At 44.9% G+C, this 15,876-nt stretch carries 12 protein-coding genes and 1 CRISPR repeat array; of the genes, 10 read left to right on the top strand and 2 right to left on the bottom strand.

Annotated features, from left to right (window positions below):
- A partial coding sequence (locus tag BG32_RS05120; RefSeq protein WP_121526506.1) for a DNA-directed RNA polymerase subunit beta occupies positions 1-2,603 on the bottom strand: 2,603 nt, incomplete at its 3' end.
- A 126-nt stretch (positions 2,604-2,729) separates the two neighbouring features.
- Here BG32_RS05120 and BG32_RS05115 point away from each other — a divergent pair.
- From BG32_RS05115 to BG32_RS15530, 3 genes are all read left to right on the top strand, one after another.
- Complete coding sequence (locus BG32_RS05115) at positions 2,730-3,314, top strand: DUF4433 domain-containing protein (RefSeq protein WP_121526505.1); 585 nt, start codon at positions 2,730-2,732, stop codon at positions 3,312-3,314.
- An 11-nt stretch (positions 3,315-3,325) separates the two neighbouring features.
- Complete coding sequence (locus BG32_RS05110; protein ID WP_121526504.1) at positions 3,326-4,015, top strand: macro domain-containing protein; 690 nt, start codon at positions 3,326-3,328, stop codon at positions 4,013-4,015.
- A gap of 82 nt (positions 4,016-4,097) precedes the next feature.
- On the top strand, positions 4,098-4,247 hold the full coding sequence (locus tag BG32_RS15530) for a hypothetical protein (protein WP_183084290.1): 150 nt from the start codon (positions 4,098-4,100) through the stop codon (positions 4,245-4,247).
- Positions 4,248-4,565: 318 nt separating this feature from the next.
- Here the strand turns inward: BG32_RS15530 and BG32_RS15525 are convergent, their stop codons facing one another.
- Positions 4,566-4,736 carry a hypothetical protein gene (locus tag BG32_RS15525; RefSeq protein WP_183084289.1) on the bottom strand — a complete coding sequence of 57 codons (171 nt, stop codon included), beginning with the start codon at positions 4,734-4,736 and terminating at the stop codon, positions 4,566-4,568.
- A gap of 172 nt (positions 4,737-4,908) precedes the next feature.
- On the opposite strand from BG32_RS15525, the gene BG32_RS15520 reads away from it, so the two are divergent.
- From BG32_RS15520 to cas1b, 7 genes are read left to right on the top strand one after another with little or no spacing between them, the layout of a single operon-like run.
- On the top strand, positions 4,909-5,082 hold the full coding sequence (locus tag BG32_RS15520) for a hypothetical protein (protein WP_183084288.1): 174 nt from the start codon (positions 4,909-4,911) through the stop codon (positions 5,080-5,082).
- Between the two features lie 16 nt (positions 5,083-5,098).
- A complete protein-coding gene (locus BG32_RS05100; RefSeq protein WP_121526502.1) occupies positions 5,099-6,400 on the top strand; it encodes a hypothetical protein in 1,302 nt (433 codons plus the stop codon).
- Positions 6,381-7,271 (top strand): type I-B CRISPR-associated protein Cas7/Cst2/DevR, encoded by an 891-nt coding sequence (gene cas7i, locus BG32_RS05095; RefSeq protein WP_259459530.1) that lies wholly within the window; start codon positions 6,381-6,383, stop codon positions 7,269-7,271. Before BG32_RS05100 ends, cas7i begins: the two co-directional genes overlap by 20 nt.
- A gap of 45 nt (positions 7,272-7,316) precedes the next feature.
- Positions 7,317-8,012, top strand: coding sequence for a CRISPR-associated protein Cas5 (gene cas5, locus BG32_RS05090; RefSeq protein ID WP_121526500.1), 696 nt, complete (start codon positions 7,317-7,319; stop codon positions 8,010-8,012).
- A 4-nt stretch (positions 8,013-8,016) separates the two neighbouring features.
- On the top strand, positions 8,017-10,071 hold the full coding sequence (gene cas3, locus BG32_RS05085; RefSeq protein WP_121526499.1) for a CRISPR-associated helicase Cas3': 2,055 nt from the start codon (positions 8,017-8,019) through the stop codon (positions 10,069-10,071).
- A complete protein-coding gene (gene cas4, locus BG32_RS05080; RefSeq protein WP_014731182.1) occupies positions 10,071-10,580 on the top strand; it encodes a CRISPR-associated protein Cas4 in 510 nt (169 codons plus the stop codon). Before cas3 ends, cas4 begins: the two co-directional genes overlap by 1 nt.
- Positions 10,581-10,591: 11 nt before the next feature.
- The gene (gene cas1b, locus BG32_RS05075; protein WP_121526498.1) at positions 10,592-11,575 is read left to right on the top strand and encodes a type I-B CRISPR-associated endonuclease Cas1b; all 984 of its coding nucleotides are present in this window, start codon (positions 10,592-10,594) and stop codon (positions 11,573-11,575) included.
- Between the two features lie 688 nt (positions 11,576-12,263).
- A CRISPR array of direct repeats spans positions 12,264-15,770; the repeat unit is 30 nt; unit sequence GTTGCGTGAGAACCATAGTGGTATGGAAAC.
- Positions 15,771-15,876 lie beyond the last annotated feature (106 nt).

Raw genomic sequence — 15,876 nt, 5'->3', positions numbered from 1 at the left:
GGGTTGTTGGAGGGAAGCATAGATTTCAGCTCTCTCTTCAGATCGTCATCCTGATCTACGGGCAGGTAAACAGCCATGGAGTCGCCATCGAAATCGGCGCCGAATCCATCGCACAACATAATTGGCAATCCTATTGTCTTGTTCTCCCAGAAAATCGGCCTAGCAGAGGAAATACTGTGTCTGTGTAGAGAGGGCTGTCTGTTGAGAAGCACATAGAGATTACTCTCCTTCGCCAGATCATTAGCAATCTTAATCCCTTCTTTAGAATCCTCTTTCAGAGGAAGCCAAAGTTTTGCAAATTCGTAGGGAAGATAAACATGGTCTATGTCTATGTCTGTCACCGGTGTGATCACGGTTCTGCCGGAAAAATGTATCCGTCTTCCAAGCATGTACTTTCTCAAGTATCCCGATTTCGATAGCAGGAATCTTCTCTCTTTCCTGTCTTTCGCCCTTCCTTTTATTTGCTTGAAGAACTCGCTCATGATTTCGTCGCTCGCGACTTTCTCCAGGAAGTCATTTGAAGTCTCCTTAACAATTATTCTCAACGGGTCGTCCTTGATTTCAACATCGAAATCTCTGTAGTAGTTCATAAGAAGCCTGAAGGTATCGAAATAGCGCTTTCTGAACTCTGAAGCGTCGCTGATGTTAGTTTGAGAAAACCTCCCAACGGTCTCAAGCGCATTGTTGTCGAAGAGAGTCCAAAACTCCATTTCGCCGATTCTCTGTCCGCCCTCTCTCCGCTTTCCTTTCACTGGCTGTCCCGTAATCTCGGAGGTCTCCGCAAGATCTACTACATGGAGTTTGTCCCTTACGCAGTGATCTAGCCTAACAAAATACTGATAACCAACTGCAGCCTCAAACGAAGTTCCATCTGCAAAAAAGAGTCTCTTCTTCAGCTGTGGTATGTCTTTTCCTTCAGCGACCCTGGAAGCGAGATCCAGATTCTTAAAAGGTCTATCGACATATTCACCTTCAAGTGATTTGTGCGTCTCTAGTAGCTGACCTAGATTCATTCTGGTTATAACCCCGAAGGGACTCAGAATAATGTCCAGAGGTCTGCGTTGACCATCTATCTCAACATGCGGCATTTCTCTGTCGGAAACGATCTTCGATATAGTGCCCTTGTTTCCATGTCTTCCAGTAATCTTGTCACCAATTTCGAGCGGCTTTGTGATAGTCAAGGGAAGACTTACGGAGACGACGCTCTCGTTCAAGTTGTCTACTAATTTTTCCCCCTTCTTTATCTTCCTGGCGGTTGGTATAGTTCTCATAATGAACGAGACCATTTCCTCTTCTGGATTCTTCAGAATCTCTCCTGGATATGAAAGGTCATAGTAGATATTCTTTGAATACGACTTAGTGGGATTATCGTTTCCACCAAAAAAGACATTTCTTCTTATCAGCCAGTCACCTTTATTGACAATCGAACCTTTAGTTCTGAAGTTGTATACAACCCTTATCGAACCTTCCTCACTGGAAAGCTCTATCGTAGACCTGTTCTTAACACTGACCCTCGCATTTAGCAATACAGGAACCGAATCAACGATTTCAATTGACTTTTTCTCTACGATGCACATTTTCGTTGCAAACCCTTCAGAACAGACTATTCCATCTTCGAAGTTCAAGCCGTTGAACAACGCATATCCGGCTAGGGCATTGACACCGTAGTCAAGATCAACTTCCTCATCAATGGGAGTCCGAATTATTGGCTTTTCGCTGGAAGCGACCTTTACTGCCTGCTTCAGATTCTTGCCTCCCATAGTAACCCTGACGCCATCCGAGTATGCCATGAAAGGAACAGCACACGTAGAAGGGCTAAGAAGGGCTTCGGAATCTTCGCCACTGCTTTCTATCTCAAGATTCGAAGCATTATAACGGGCGCCGTTCGCAAGGAAGAGATTCATTCCGATTCTCACGGATTCAGGAGTCTCGAGAAGATCCAGCTTCCCTAGATGGGAGAAATGAGGCAACCTTAGCGACTCCTTTACCTTGTCTCCGGGTATGACCGCCTTTCTCAGCTCGGATATCTGCAAAAGCCCGTTTGAAGAAGGTAGCTCAAAGAGAGCAGGGACCTTCAAATACTTCGGCTTCTTCATCTCGAGTTCTTCCTCAATGTCACCTTTGTCGTATTGCTTGAGAATCTCGGTTCCAACAACCGTTCTGTTAAGAAGAGTTTCGGCCGTTTCGAGGACGGTATCTACACGTTCCATACCGTTTTTTGACTGCAGTTCTCTCAAAGCCTGCAAGCACACAAAGGCCATTCTCAAGTAATACCCTGGCACTACCCAGAAGTTCTCGAGATCGAGGTAATCAGACGAAAGCCCCCTCTTTTCAAGCAAAATGAGTGGTGTGGAATACTTTTTCGAAAGATAGGAAAAGGCACCTTCTTGATCGGGATATAGAGCCTTGAACTTTACAGAATAACGTTCTTCTTCGAATGTAAACGAGAACTCCGCTAGAGCAGAACCGGGAGGCTCCTCGAGCGTTTCGATCAGTTCAAACTCCGGAGAAAACTTCTCGAACAACAGTCTGTAGTCCTCTTTTATCAGAAGTTCTAGACCGGCGAAGACCTGCTGCAAGGAATAAGTGATTTTCTTAACCATAAATCCTCCAAAACAGCCAACTGCAAAGAATTAGTAATTCAGTTTCAACGATATTATACGCTTTCCATTTGAGAATCCAAAGCCTCGTAAAAAGTGTGATTATAAACCTGAAAGGGAGGTGAGATAATGGTTACGAGCAGTAATCCCTTACAGGCGTTCGGAGTGAAGCATCTCTACTATCTTTCGCCAGTAAAGAATATTCCTTCGATACTAGAACACGGAGTAATGAGCAAGATGGCAGTAGAGACTCTGGAGATACCATACGATGATTACTCCGATCAGACCGTTCAAACGATCAGAGAAAGAAAGTCCCTACATGAATATGTACCGCTGTTCTTTAATACCAGGAATGCGATGACCTTCCGCTACCAGAAAGAAAAGAGAGATTTCGCGATTCTAAGACTGAATAGCGATCTAGTAACTCACTATGACTGCCTGGTATCTGACAGAATCGCCGCCTGCAGTGATGCCGAGATCTATGTTCTGAGCGAAGCCGCTCTCAAGAAGATAAATATTGAAGTGGTGCTTTCAGCAAGAAACTTCTACGATAACTGGTTGCTCAAGAAAAGACTTGGTGCCGAGATCTTAGTGAAGACCGACATGATCGAACCGGAATGGATCGAATGTATAATTCTAGACAGAAATGCGGAAAAGATAAACGGAGTCTCCATCAGACAGCTCCGCGATAGCGGAAGCAACTACTACTTTTGAAGGTTGTGCTTATGATAACTGTATATCAGAAAAGCGTATTTGCCGCATTTGAAGAAGAGAATGTCCCCGTAATAGCAAACACAGTCAATACAAAGGGAGTTATGGGTGCCGGATTGGCGCTTGAGTTCAAACTTAGATTTCCTAGCTATTTTGATAATTACAGAGAGAGATGCTCCCGCGAAAGTCCTTTGCCCGGTTCGGCCTGGATATTCCGAGGAGATATTTTTCCAAGGATAATCAGCCTGTTTGTCAAAGAAGACTGGAAGATGCCATCAAAAATCTCCTGGATACGTTCCTCTCTTAAGCGTGCGGAAGAGATCATAACAGAAAGCAATTTTGAAAGAGTTGCCCTTCCTCTGGCCGGGGCAGGAAAGGGGGGTATAGATCCTCAAACATCGGAGAACATAACAAGAGAGGTATTTGAAAGCTCAAAGGCAGAAATACTTCTCTGTCTGGATAAAAGCCCTTCGAAAAACGAGGAATCGATGATAAAACAGCTAAGGGCGATGTCTGAATATGAACTGAAATGCCTTACTCTCAGGCCTTCGATCATAAAAAGACTTCTGGACAAACGCGAAGACGTCACTCGTTTCAGAGAGATCCTAGACATTAGAGGAATAGGAATCAAGACCTATTCGATTCTTTTTAACGCGCTGATCTCAAGAGAACCCGGCCATGATAATCAGCTAAATCTCTTCTGAGCTGTCTTTGCGGTAATAATTTAAAAAGTGTGATTATATATCATGAACGTGCGAACTAACTGAGGGAAAGGGAGGTGAAACAGTGAAACCAAATGAGCTGAGACCATCTCGCAATCCAACAAACATCGCACAGGCAATCATGCTCATTGTCAACGTAGGACTGGAAATATTCGATGCTGCATGCCATATAGCTGTGCAGTACAAGAAGACAAAGGAAGAACTGAGCAAGTAATGTGCAACACCCGAGCTAACGAAATTTGGATCCCCGTTCCATACTTAAATTACCCGAAGACTTTCTCTCTCCTGATTCTATTTGTTATTAGAGAATTCAGATCCTATCCTCAAGAAAATCGTGCCGCTTGGGGAAGTGGAATCACTTACAACAGCGTTCTTCTCTTTATAAATACCATCTGGGCCGACGAGACAATTCTTCACCAAAACATTCCACCAAAAAGCCACGAAACTTCCAAATCCATCTCACAAAAAAGTGTGATTATTAACCATAGACTGCGTGCCATGACTGTCAACATAAGGAGGTGATGTCATAGAGCTAGTCTACAAATATTACGCAAAAGCCCCCTGGATTGTCGTCGATTACTTCAAAGAAAAACTGCTCGACTCTCTCGAAAACGGAGAGATACTTCCCGAAGGACAGATTCAAATCAGTCGTCGAGAGGAAGACTTCAGCATCATCGTAAAATTCACCAACTTCTGCGCGCAAGACGATGGCGTCGAGGAACTACAGTCCGCTCTGAACAAAATATCCGAATTACTAAGTAAGGTCAACATCGCCTTTGAACCACCAAAACTACTTAAGATTGACGGTGAATATGTATTTGAGAACTGATGCTCCACAAAAGTGTGATTATAAATCTTGAAGGAGGTGAGCCATCTTGGAAGACGAAAGAGATTTCTACGGGGATGATTACCTGGATGAAGATGAGGGATTTGATTTAGAAGGCAGCGCCTGCGCGACCTGCTGGTGCAAAGGAGTCTTCTGCGACTGCTGCGGTTGCACAATTCAGGAAGGAAGAAACATCTGCGAAAACTGTGAAGACAATTCTTAACCGGAAGAGGTGTCACATGAGAGTTCATATAAGAAGTTTCTGGCAAATGGCCGGAGCGGTCGCGATAAAAAGATATGACGCAAACTGCACTATCACGGAAAACCTTTTCGAGACACAGACGCCCAAAAAGACGATCTTCGAAAACGCCCTCAAAGATATGCTCAACAAGAACGGCAAGCCCTGGGTGCCAAACCTCAGACCCTTTCTAAAGCAGTACACAGTTCTGGACAAAGTCTCAAAGATCCTCGAGGAAAACAAGATTGGAAGCAAAGTATGTAGTCTTTGCGGTTCTAGAGTCTCAACACTTGAAAAACTTTCGATGCTGGGAGATCCCCTATCGGTGAAGGCCGAGAACTTTCAGAGCTTCTTCAGCTTCGGCTCGGGAAGCGGTGAAGTCTGCCTTGACTGCCAGTTCCTTGGAATGATGGCCGGTCTCGCCTTATTCTACACATCCTATAAGGACGGGCAGGACTACGTGATCACTTACCTCTTCCCGGAGAGCGATACTCTTGAATCGACCTACAGTACATTTCTCTGGATGAAGGATCTCCACGAACCCGGTTCCTGGAGAAATCTGAAGGTCAAGGCGAGATTCTATCCTCAGGAACCCTATGAAACCCTTCTCCTTTCTCTTCACACCCTGTTCGAGAAGACCAGATTCATTCCCCGCTCCTCGTTCAAAGTTATGCAGGTCTCGAACACTGGAAGAAACAACTCATTTCTCAACTTCGACTCATTCGAGAGAGTGGAGGAGCTGACAACCTTTTTCGAAAACGTGGAGACCCTGGGTGGCGACTTCTCGAAATTCATGGACAGTCTGGTAATCCCCGGAAGCCCCTCTGCCGACGTTTCGAGACGTGAAGAGATATCCAGAATGATCCTCTCTTTCAAGCCACTCGAAGAAAGGCTTCAGATGATCATCTTTGATTTCGATTACCCTGTCCATTCTATATACGAGGTGATAGTTGCATCAAATACCATGAAAGGAGTGAATGGCTTGGATCAAATGACAATCGATCTCTCAAAAAAGGCCGGAGAAGTGATTGGCAACGCGGTCTTTGAAGCCCAGAGCTTCGGCGATCTATACTCTTTACGCAACAGCCGCTCTCTGGAGGATCTCTTGCTCACCCTTGCCGATCTTGAATTCAAGTACGCAAAAGAGGATTGGAAAATCAGAATTCCCGAAGAGTTCATAAGGATCCTCAATGAGGAAAGCTGGAAGAAGCCCAAAGCACTTCTTGTAATCTTCGCCGTGAACAAATACCTTTCAAGACATTATGCATCCTCACAGAATGGAGGTGAAAAGATTGCAGATTAAATGTCTCTCCTGGGGTTCGATATCCAAAGTCACTATGGGTAACCCCAACGCAGGATTCACAGAAGGCAACATTCAGACCGCAAAAAAGATCGTCGCTCCCGACGGATCCGCTTTCAACTACGTTTCCGGACAATGTCAGCGCCACGGCCTGAGAGAGAGATTTGCAGAAATCGGCGAGGCCCTCTCCACTCCCGTAGACGGAGAAGTCGAAACTACACTCGGAGATCCGCTGAACTACATCGACGACGACCTCTTCGGCTTTATGATCGCAGTAACCGGTGACAACAGAAAAAGAACGTCTCCCGTAAGAATCGCCCCGCTCGTATCTCTCTTCCCTTACAGAGGCGACAGAGATCTACTTACAAAGACAAGAAAAGCCAGCGACAAGGGCGGAAACATGGTTGAAACCGAAGTCTACTCCGCATATCTCAGAGGCGGCGGACTCATAGAACTTGACAGGGTCGGCAAATTCGATCCTTCTGAAATCAAAGAAACCACACTCGAGATACAGAAAGAAGAGCGCTTGAGAAGACTCAACCTCTTCCTCGATTCCATGATGACTCTCTGGACAGGCGGAAAGCAGACCAACATACTATCAGACATCTCTCCGAAATTCATCGCCTTCGCCTTTCAAACAGTTAAGCTTCCCTTCCTCCTCGAATCCGTAAGCTGTGATACAAAGGGAAGAATCAATGCCGAAACGCTGATCGATAGCATTACCAATTATTCAAGCATAATCGATCGCGTAATCATTGGAACCACGAAAGTACTTGACTCATCTGCGCTGGATGCTGGAGTTCCAGAAGCAATTGAAGTTCTTCCCATGACAGATGCCTTCTCCAGAGTGAAAGAGATCCTTTCAACAATATAACACTGGCCCCTCATGCGAGGGGCCTTTTCCAATGGAGGTGAAAAGATGTTAGTGCTCCAAATCTCAATAAAGGGATACACAGCTTCCTTTCGAAGCCCCGCATCTATGAATTATCAGGAGAGCCTGCCCTTTCCTCCGCCCACCACGATCACTGGAATAATCGGCGCAGCTACCGGCAAGAAATACTTCGAGGCACAGAACTATTGCCGGGACCTTTCTTTCGGCGTCCACATACAGGAGAATGAAGGAATGGCGAAAGACGCATGGGCGATAAAGAAGGTAAAAGACGGTGGAAGATCCATTGGCAAGGCTGTCGTGATAAGAGAGGTCCTCTATCAACCCAATATTAGACTTCTAATTGTGGGCCCCGAGACCAAACTAAAAGAGATCAAGAAAGCTATTTCCGATCCCTGCTTCCCCCTAAGTCTGGGAAGAGACGACGAGTTCATAACCTTTATCCAGTCTGAATTAGAGACCGCAGAGAGAGTGGAGAAATCAGTCATAAACAACACTGTGGTTAAGGGAGACCTTCAAGGCAAGATCAACATCACAGCTCTAAGTGAAGGGACTATCCCTCACTTCAAGACTTACTGGCTGAATAGCGAATTTGATCGAGATAAACGGAACCCGAAAGCAAGGAGACCAAAAAACAGATCTCCTTACACATACATCTCCGAACCGGTCGAATACTCTGGAGAGGCAGTAGATGTCTCAGATACTGTCTTTCCCCTCTGGAGGTAGAATAATGTCTCTCGCCAAGCCGGGAGTAAGCCTGGTAGAGCATACTGAGAGAGTTCTTGATTACGCTCATAGCTATCTTGATCAAAATAAAATCGCCCTCAAAAACACGAATCTTGACCCAAAACAAATCTCAGAAGCAATTCTAACCGCCTGCGCCTTCCACGACATCGGGAAAGGCTGTTTAGAATTCTCCTTCGACAAAAAAGGCTTTTCCCATTCACTTGCTTCGGCTCAGATAGCTATGGCCTCTCTTAATGAATCCCCCATCAAGAACTATATCCTCCAGTCTATACTGGGCCATCATGGTTCTCGATTCAAAGACTCTTTCTCATCCTTGGGATTTCAAAGACAACAGGCGACTCCAAACCCCGAACTTGTGAATGAATTCAAGGAGATAAAAGACTATGTGAAGGGTCACTTCAGCATTGAGCTTCCCGATCTTAACTTGCAGATTCCTTCTCCTCGAGAACTTCTCAAGAGACTCTGCAACTTCTTTTTTGGCGCACCTCGCGATCGGCGACTCTATTTCTTGATCCAGGGAATTCTAAACCTTGCAGATTGGTCGGCTTCCGCAAAGAAGCCCCTCTCATCAGCAAGCATAAAACTCGATTCTCGGCCCTTGCGCACATTTCAAGCAGAGGCCTCTACCGGAAAGGACACGATAATCCTCGCTCCTACTGGTCGTGGAAAATCTCTCGCCGCTCTTGTCTGGACACAATCGACTGGAAGAGAAAAGTCCACCCTCTTTCTTCCCACAGTGACAACAGTCGAAGCTATGTACAAAAGATACACGGAAGAAGTGTCCGACAAAACCGGTCTGGTCCACGGCAACATCGCATACTATTTGTATTCTAACGAAGGATATTCAGAAGACACCCGAGATAGAATCTTCTGGATGAAAGCCTTTGACAACCCATTCACCGTCGCTACTCTCGATCAGCTTCTTCTCATGTCACTTAACTGGGGAAGATGGGAGCCAAAGATAGTAAATATCGTCAATTCGGCGGTCATATTCGACGAGATCCACGCGAGTCAACCGTACACATTTGGCATACTGCTTGAAAGCATAAAAATGCTTAAAGCCATGGGTACTCCAGTTTGCGTGATGAGCGCCACTCTCCCTTCCTACATGATCCAGAAGCTCAAGGAAGTTCTTGACTACCCTGTGATAGTGAGAGATTACGAAGGTGAATCGCTGAGAAGAATCACCATCTCTCATTTAGAAGATGTCGACCCTGTTGAAGAGACAAAGAGGCAACATAAAAAGGGGAAAAAAGCCATTCTTTGCTTCAACACGGTCAAAAAGGCAACGGAAGCTTTCAAAACCCTGTCCGATAAGATTCCAGATAAAGAAATAATTCTCTATCACGGTCGCTTCAACCTCGAAGACAGGGAAAGAATCCTCTCTCGCATTACGGGAGATTCTCCTCCGAGAATCATCGTAGCCACACAGACGATCGAAATCAGCCTTGATATAAGCTACGACGTCCTGATAACAGAAGCTGCACCGATTGACTCGCTCACCCAGCGTTTCGGGAGAGTAAACAGAGAAGGCACCACTCCGATAGGTGAGGTTATGATCTTCCCTCAGAACGAAAACTCATATTCTGTCTATAACAAGAACCTTGTTGACAAATCTCTTGGACTCCTAAAAGCCCATCAAACTCCTAGCGGACTTGAACTAAGGGAAATGATGGAAGACTTACTCTCTGAAATAGAGAACATTGAAGAGGAGATCTCTGCCGGTAAGGCGAGCTGGCAGTTTGTGAGAGAGATGAACTTCCAGATTTATTCGATGTCAATCGATCAAAGGCTTGCAGACGACCTGATTCGCCGTATCCCATACAAGACTATCGAAGTGATACCTGCTGAATTCAGGAACAATAATTCGGGCAAGATGCAGAAACTCGGCAAACTTGTCAAAGTACCAGTAAGAGATGTGATCGGACGCTTGGAAAAGGACGATGACGGATTCATCTACGCGCCAATCATCTACGATCCATCATTCGGCTACCTCGGTCCGAAAGAAGACGAAGGTTCCATAATCGAGGGCTTCTGATGGAAATAACGGAAAGACAGCCAAGGATCGGGGGTAATGCAATAAACTATCTCCATTACTGCAAGACGCAGCTCTGGTTCTTTCTGCACAACATCTCAATGGAATCGACTTCAGAGAGCGTTCAACTCGGCAAGCTACTTCAAGAAGAATACAGTCAGGGTGAAGACAAAGACATCGTGATAGACGAGATCTCTCTCGACATACTCAGAAACACAAGAGAAATCGTTGAAATCAAGTACGGCAAAGAAGTGAGAGAGGGTCACATCTATCAGGTCAAGTATTATCTCTACTATCTAAAGCATAAACTTGGCCTTCACGAATTTACTGCCAGACTAACGTATCCTAGAGCCAAGAAAATGATCATGCTCTCACTTACTGAAGAAGACGAAGAACAAATAAGAAGAGATCTCGATGAGATAAAGACAATCTTCAACCTGGATAATGCGCCCCTTCCGCTCTTCAAAGAAGGGTGCAAAGGATGTTCGTACTTCGATCTCTGCTTTTCCTAGGAGGTTCAATCATGAAGAAGAACTTCTATCTCTTCGCCAGCGGACAGCTGAGCAGAAAGGACAACACTCTTCTACTCGAAAGAGAGGGTAGAAGAAAGTTCATTCCAATAGAAAAGATAGAATCGATTTCAACCTTTGGAGAAATCGATCTTAACACCCATCTTCTCTCCTTCCTCTCAAAAAAAGAAGTAGCGCTTCATGTCTTCTCCCATAATGGCTGGTACAGCGGGAGTTTCGTTCCGAGGAAGCAGAAAGTATCGGGGAAACTCCTGGTAGAACAGGTCAAAACCTTTCTCGACCCTATAAAAAGGCTGAAACTATCTAGAGAATTCATCGACGGAGCGATGCACAACATGCTCAGAGTTCTCCAGAGATCCTCCAGCAAGATTCCCGGATACAAAGACAAGATAGAGGGGCTGAAGAACACTAGAGAAAGACTTCAAAACACGACCGGCGTCAACTCGGTAATGGCTGTCGAGGGCGCTTTCAGACAATACTACTATCCGATTCTTGCGGGGCTTACCGGTCAGGAATTCGTAACAAGAGTCAGACAGCCTCCACTAGGGATATTGAACTGCATGATTTCCTTCGGAAACTCACTACTCTACACCAGAACACTCAGCAAGATCTATCAGACTCAACTCGATCCCACAGTAAGCTTTCTCCATGAACCCTGCGAAATGAGATTCTCGCTCTGCCTCGACATAAGCGAGGTCTTCAAGCCGGTAATAGTAGACAGACTGATCATGACTCTACTAAACAAAACCATCATTACAGAAGACGACTTCGATAAGGAAATGAATTCAACCCTTCTTACCAATGAAGGAATGAAGAAGTACGTTGAGCACTTCGAGAAATTCATGGAAGAGACGGTATTTCATCCTACACTCAAGAGAAAAGTTTCATATAACACCCTGCTTCTAACCGAATGCTACAAACTGATCCGGTCTATTCTTTCAGAGGAAGACTACAAAGCGCTTCACATGTGGTGGTAGAATGCAGAACACCCATTCAGAACAATTCTCTCAAATCCTTTCATCAAGTTCGAATTTTCTTGACTCCAGAAGTAAAATTCCCGCAATAATCATTCTCGGTCAATACTCATTCGGAACTACTTGCCGTCGAAATCACTATGCTTCTAAAACCCAATTCCACTGAGGCATTTCAAGATTGGTTAATTCAGCTTATTGTCGCACTAGATTACATGCTATCATTTAATGTGAACGCCATATTGCGGATTATCATCATCGGCTTTTCCGAACAGAGTTGCATTATCCTTCCCATAAGCCTTTCCCGAGTTAATAATTCCGTTACCAATCCTCGTCGGATCGATCGTATGCCATTTTCTTCTAGACTCATTTCCTAATAACACTTCTAGACCTATTTAGAATCATTCCTGTACAGTTTACACAGATACGACTGCAGATAGGTCACTTGATTGAAAGCGAAATCGTGAGCAGCTTTCTTCTGTAAGCTTCTGCTGGAGAGTGTCTCGCCGGTATTTTCCGCAATTGGTCTTCCTTAGAAGATACCGGCGCCTTCTCCCTCCACATAACACTGCGTCCATCTAGAATCAAATCCAAGCGAATCGCCGAAATGTAAATTCGATGTCGCTTACGAGGTATTCCCAATTGGTTGATTCTGCCTACCCAAAACCTGTATAATATCTTTGTAATAAAAGCGGTTGCGTGAGAACCATAGTGGTATGGAAACTATAGGCTTATAGACTGGTATGGTCTTATGGCTTATGGGTTGCGTGAGAACCATAGTGGTATGGAAACAGTATTAGTTGGTTATTGGCGATATACCAGAATTCAGGTTGCGTGAGAACCATAGTGGTATGGAAACAGCTATGCCTAGGTCTGATAGCATGGTCTAATGGGTTTGTTGCGTGAGAACCATAGTGGTATGGAAACATCACTACAATAAGCAACTAACATGCTATAACTCACTGTTGCGTGAGAACCATAGTGGTATGGAAACACTTGAGATTGAAGTTGTTCCTTCTTCATCTCAAGGTCTGGTTGCGTGAGAACCATAGTGGTATGGAAACAGTAAGGGTAGAACTATTTGGCTATTGAGGGAGTGGTTGCGTGAGAACCATAGTGGTATGGAAACTTGCGGCCCAAGTGATCGGTGGGGGTTACTTCTTCGCTGGTTGCGTGAGAACCATAGTGGTATGGAAACATAACCGTGATTCCAAGCCAATTACAGAGCTCATCAAGTTGCGTGAGAACCATAGTGGTATGGAAACTTGGTCGATCACTTCGGCGAGCAGTTGGGCGGCCCTCGTTGCGTGAGAACCATAGTGGTATGGAAACATACGAGATCGCTGAAAGTACGGGGGGCGGAATCGGTTGCGTGAGAACCATAGTGGTATGGAAACATAATACTCTTTCTAATTCTTTTTTCTCTCTCTTCGGGTTGCGTGAGAACCATAGTGGTATGGAAACACTGAATGGATTCTAGTATATCTAATCTTCGAGTCTAGTTGCGTGAGAACCATAGTGGTATGGAAACACAACCCATTTGCCAGCCTGTTGATCTTCCTGACGAAACGTTGCGTGAGAACCATAGTGGTATGGAAACTTCCTAACAGCGTAGTCTCTTCTGCAAAGTCTAAGCCGTTGCGTGAGAACCATAGTGGTATGGAAACAATATTCCCACTGTATCTCTTTGACTTCATTTCTTCCTGTTGCGTGAGAACCATAGTGGTATGGAAACAGATTTCCAAGCCGTCATTATTACTTATTCCGTATCAGTTGCGTGAGAACCATAGTGGTATGGAAACAGAGTTCTTGCTGAGATGAGTAAGTTTAATGAGCTTGTTGCGTGAGAACCATAGTGGTATGGAAACTGATTGCATACTCGACTATCTTTTTCACACGCTCTTGTTGCGTGAGAACCATAGTGGTATGGAAACCCGCACCGTTGAACTTCTTGCCATAGACAAGCTGGTTGCGTGAGAACCATAGTGGTATGGAAACTTATTTACTTCACGATACTTAACGATTTTGTATAGTGTTGCGTGAGAACCATAGTGGTATGGAAACTCAACGGTCTCTTCGTCAACGGTCTATTGGTTCCATTGTTGCGTGAGAACCATAGTGGTATGGAAACTTGCAGTTGATTTCCACTCTGCGAAATTCACCATTGAGTTGCGTGAGAACCATAGTGGTATGGAAACTTGTAGTCATTTTCGTTGGAAGAATCAGAACACTCCGTTGCGTGAGAACCATAGTGGTATGGAAACTTGTAGTCATTTTCGTTGGAAGAATCAGAACACTCCGTTGCGTGAGAACCATAGTGGTATGGAAACGTTTCTGTTGCAAGAGTGGCTAGTGTCGTCTGAGTGTTGCGTGAGAACCATAGTGGTATGGAAACAGGTGTTTCACTATACACAGTCATACACATCAGGAATCGTTGCGTGAGAACCATAGTGGTATGGAAACCAGCGAAAGCAATTGCCGCGACTCGTGCATCTTCGAGCGTTGCGTGAGAACCATAGTGGTATGGAAACGTTAACGGTGGGCTTGTGATGGTCTCCTTGGCATGGGTTGCGTGAGAACCATAGTGGTATGGAAACTATGCAATAAACGGCACCAATACCCATAGAGGCAGCACGTTGCGTGAGAACCATAGTGGTATGGAAACTTTCAATAAAGAAAGGGCATCGTGTAGAGGAAGGAGGTTGCGTGAGAACCATAGTGGTATGGAAACAATGTCAGACTATGCGGTATAGGTGCAAACCGTCTCGTTGCGTGAGAACCATAGTGGTATGGAAACGGCTTCGCCGAGCAATTGAAATGCTCCGGCGTAGATGAGTTGCGTGAGAACCATAGTGGTATGGAAACACGATGTTCGGATCGAAGTTTTGTATCTTGTCGTTCAGTTGCGTGAGAACCATAGTGGTATGGAAACCTGCGAGCAATTGAGCGGCTCGGCGTGGGTCGCCGTGTTGCGTGAGAACCATAGTGGTATGGAAACATCGTTTCGGCGAGCAACTGTGCTGCTCTCCTTGGGTTGCGTGAGAACCATAGTGGTATGGAAACCTTTATATCCGTGGCGTTTCCTTGCCTTGTTATCCTCGTTGCGTGAGAACCATAGTGGTATGGAAACTTTTTTCAGTCAAGTCCCTATGGAGATCACAAAGGTTGCGTAAGAACCATAGTGGTATGGAAACGAAAATTGATACAATGAATCTTTGACTAGCAACTTAAGGTTGCGTAAGAACCATAGTGGTATGGAAACAGAATGTGTTTGTTTCTTCCACGGAAATGCGTCTCTGTTGCGTAAGAACCATAGTGGTATGGAAACCTTCACTTAAGATTGACTTACGATATAGCTCTAATGCGGGTTGCGTAAGAACCATAGTGGTATGGAAACACTTATAAGCAACGAGTATTCATCCCAAAAACCTTTGTGTTGCGTAAGAACCATAGTGGTATGGAAACTTGAATGTATAAATTGCATTTCTTCTGCTTCTGTTTGTTGCGTGAGAACCATAGTGGTATGGAAACAAGAGATGATAGAAACCCTATAAAATACAACCAAATAAGTTGCGTGAGAACCATAGTGGTATGGAAACGTAGTTCAACAAGGCCATAAGTTGCGCCTTGAACTCTTGTTGCGTGAGAACCATAGTGGTATGGAAACGTGTGGATGACTCTTCCTGTTTCATCCACCCAAACGGTTGCGTGAGAACCATAGTGGTATGGAAACTTGACGATACCGCAGGAAGCGACCAATCTACACCGTTGCGTGAGAACCATAGTGGTATGGAAACAGTTAGGTCTCTTCGTCAAGCTATGCCTTGGTCTAATAAGTTGCGTAAGAACCATAGTGGTATGGAAACTGTTTTAAAAATGTGCTGTATTGGGTCTTTACTGATGGTTGCGTAAGAACCATAGTGGTATGGAAACCCTTGGCAGGTCTAATAATATGGTCTAACATGTATACGTTGCGTAAGAACCATAGTGGTATGGAAACTCACGCATACTTAAGTGTGCTTAAAATCGATTTTACGTTGCGTAAGAACCATAGTGGTATGGAAACAAATTTTTCTCTGTCTTAGTTGTAGCTCAAAAAATGGCGTTGCGTAAGAACCATAGTGGTATGGAAACTCTTTTGCACACATAAGCCAAAGAGTCTTCTCGTCATGTTGCGTAAGAACCATAGTGGTATGAATTGCTGCCTTCGGCAGGACGCTTTGCCGGGAAGATCATCCCGGGAAGTGATGCGCCGAAGAGCATCGGCGGACGCAATGCCCGGAGAATCATCCGGGGACGCAAGGCTG

Source organism: Mesotoga sp. HF07.pep.5.2.highcov, from assembly GCF_003666285.1.
GTDB classification, from domain to species: Bacteria; Thermotogota; Thermotogae; order Petrotogales; family Kosmotogaceae; genus Mesotoga; species Mesotoga prima.
The sequence above is the reverse complement of the archived record's forward strand: the minus strand, read 5'-3'. Positions and strand labels throughout refer to the sequence as shown.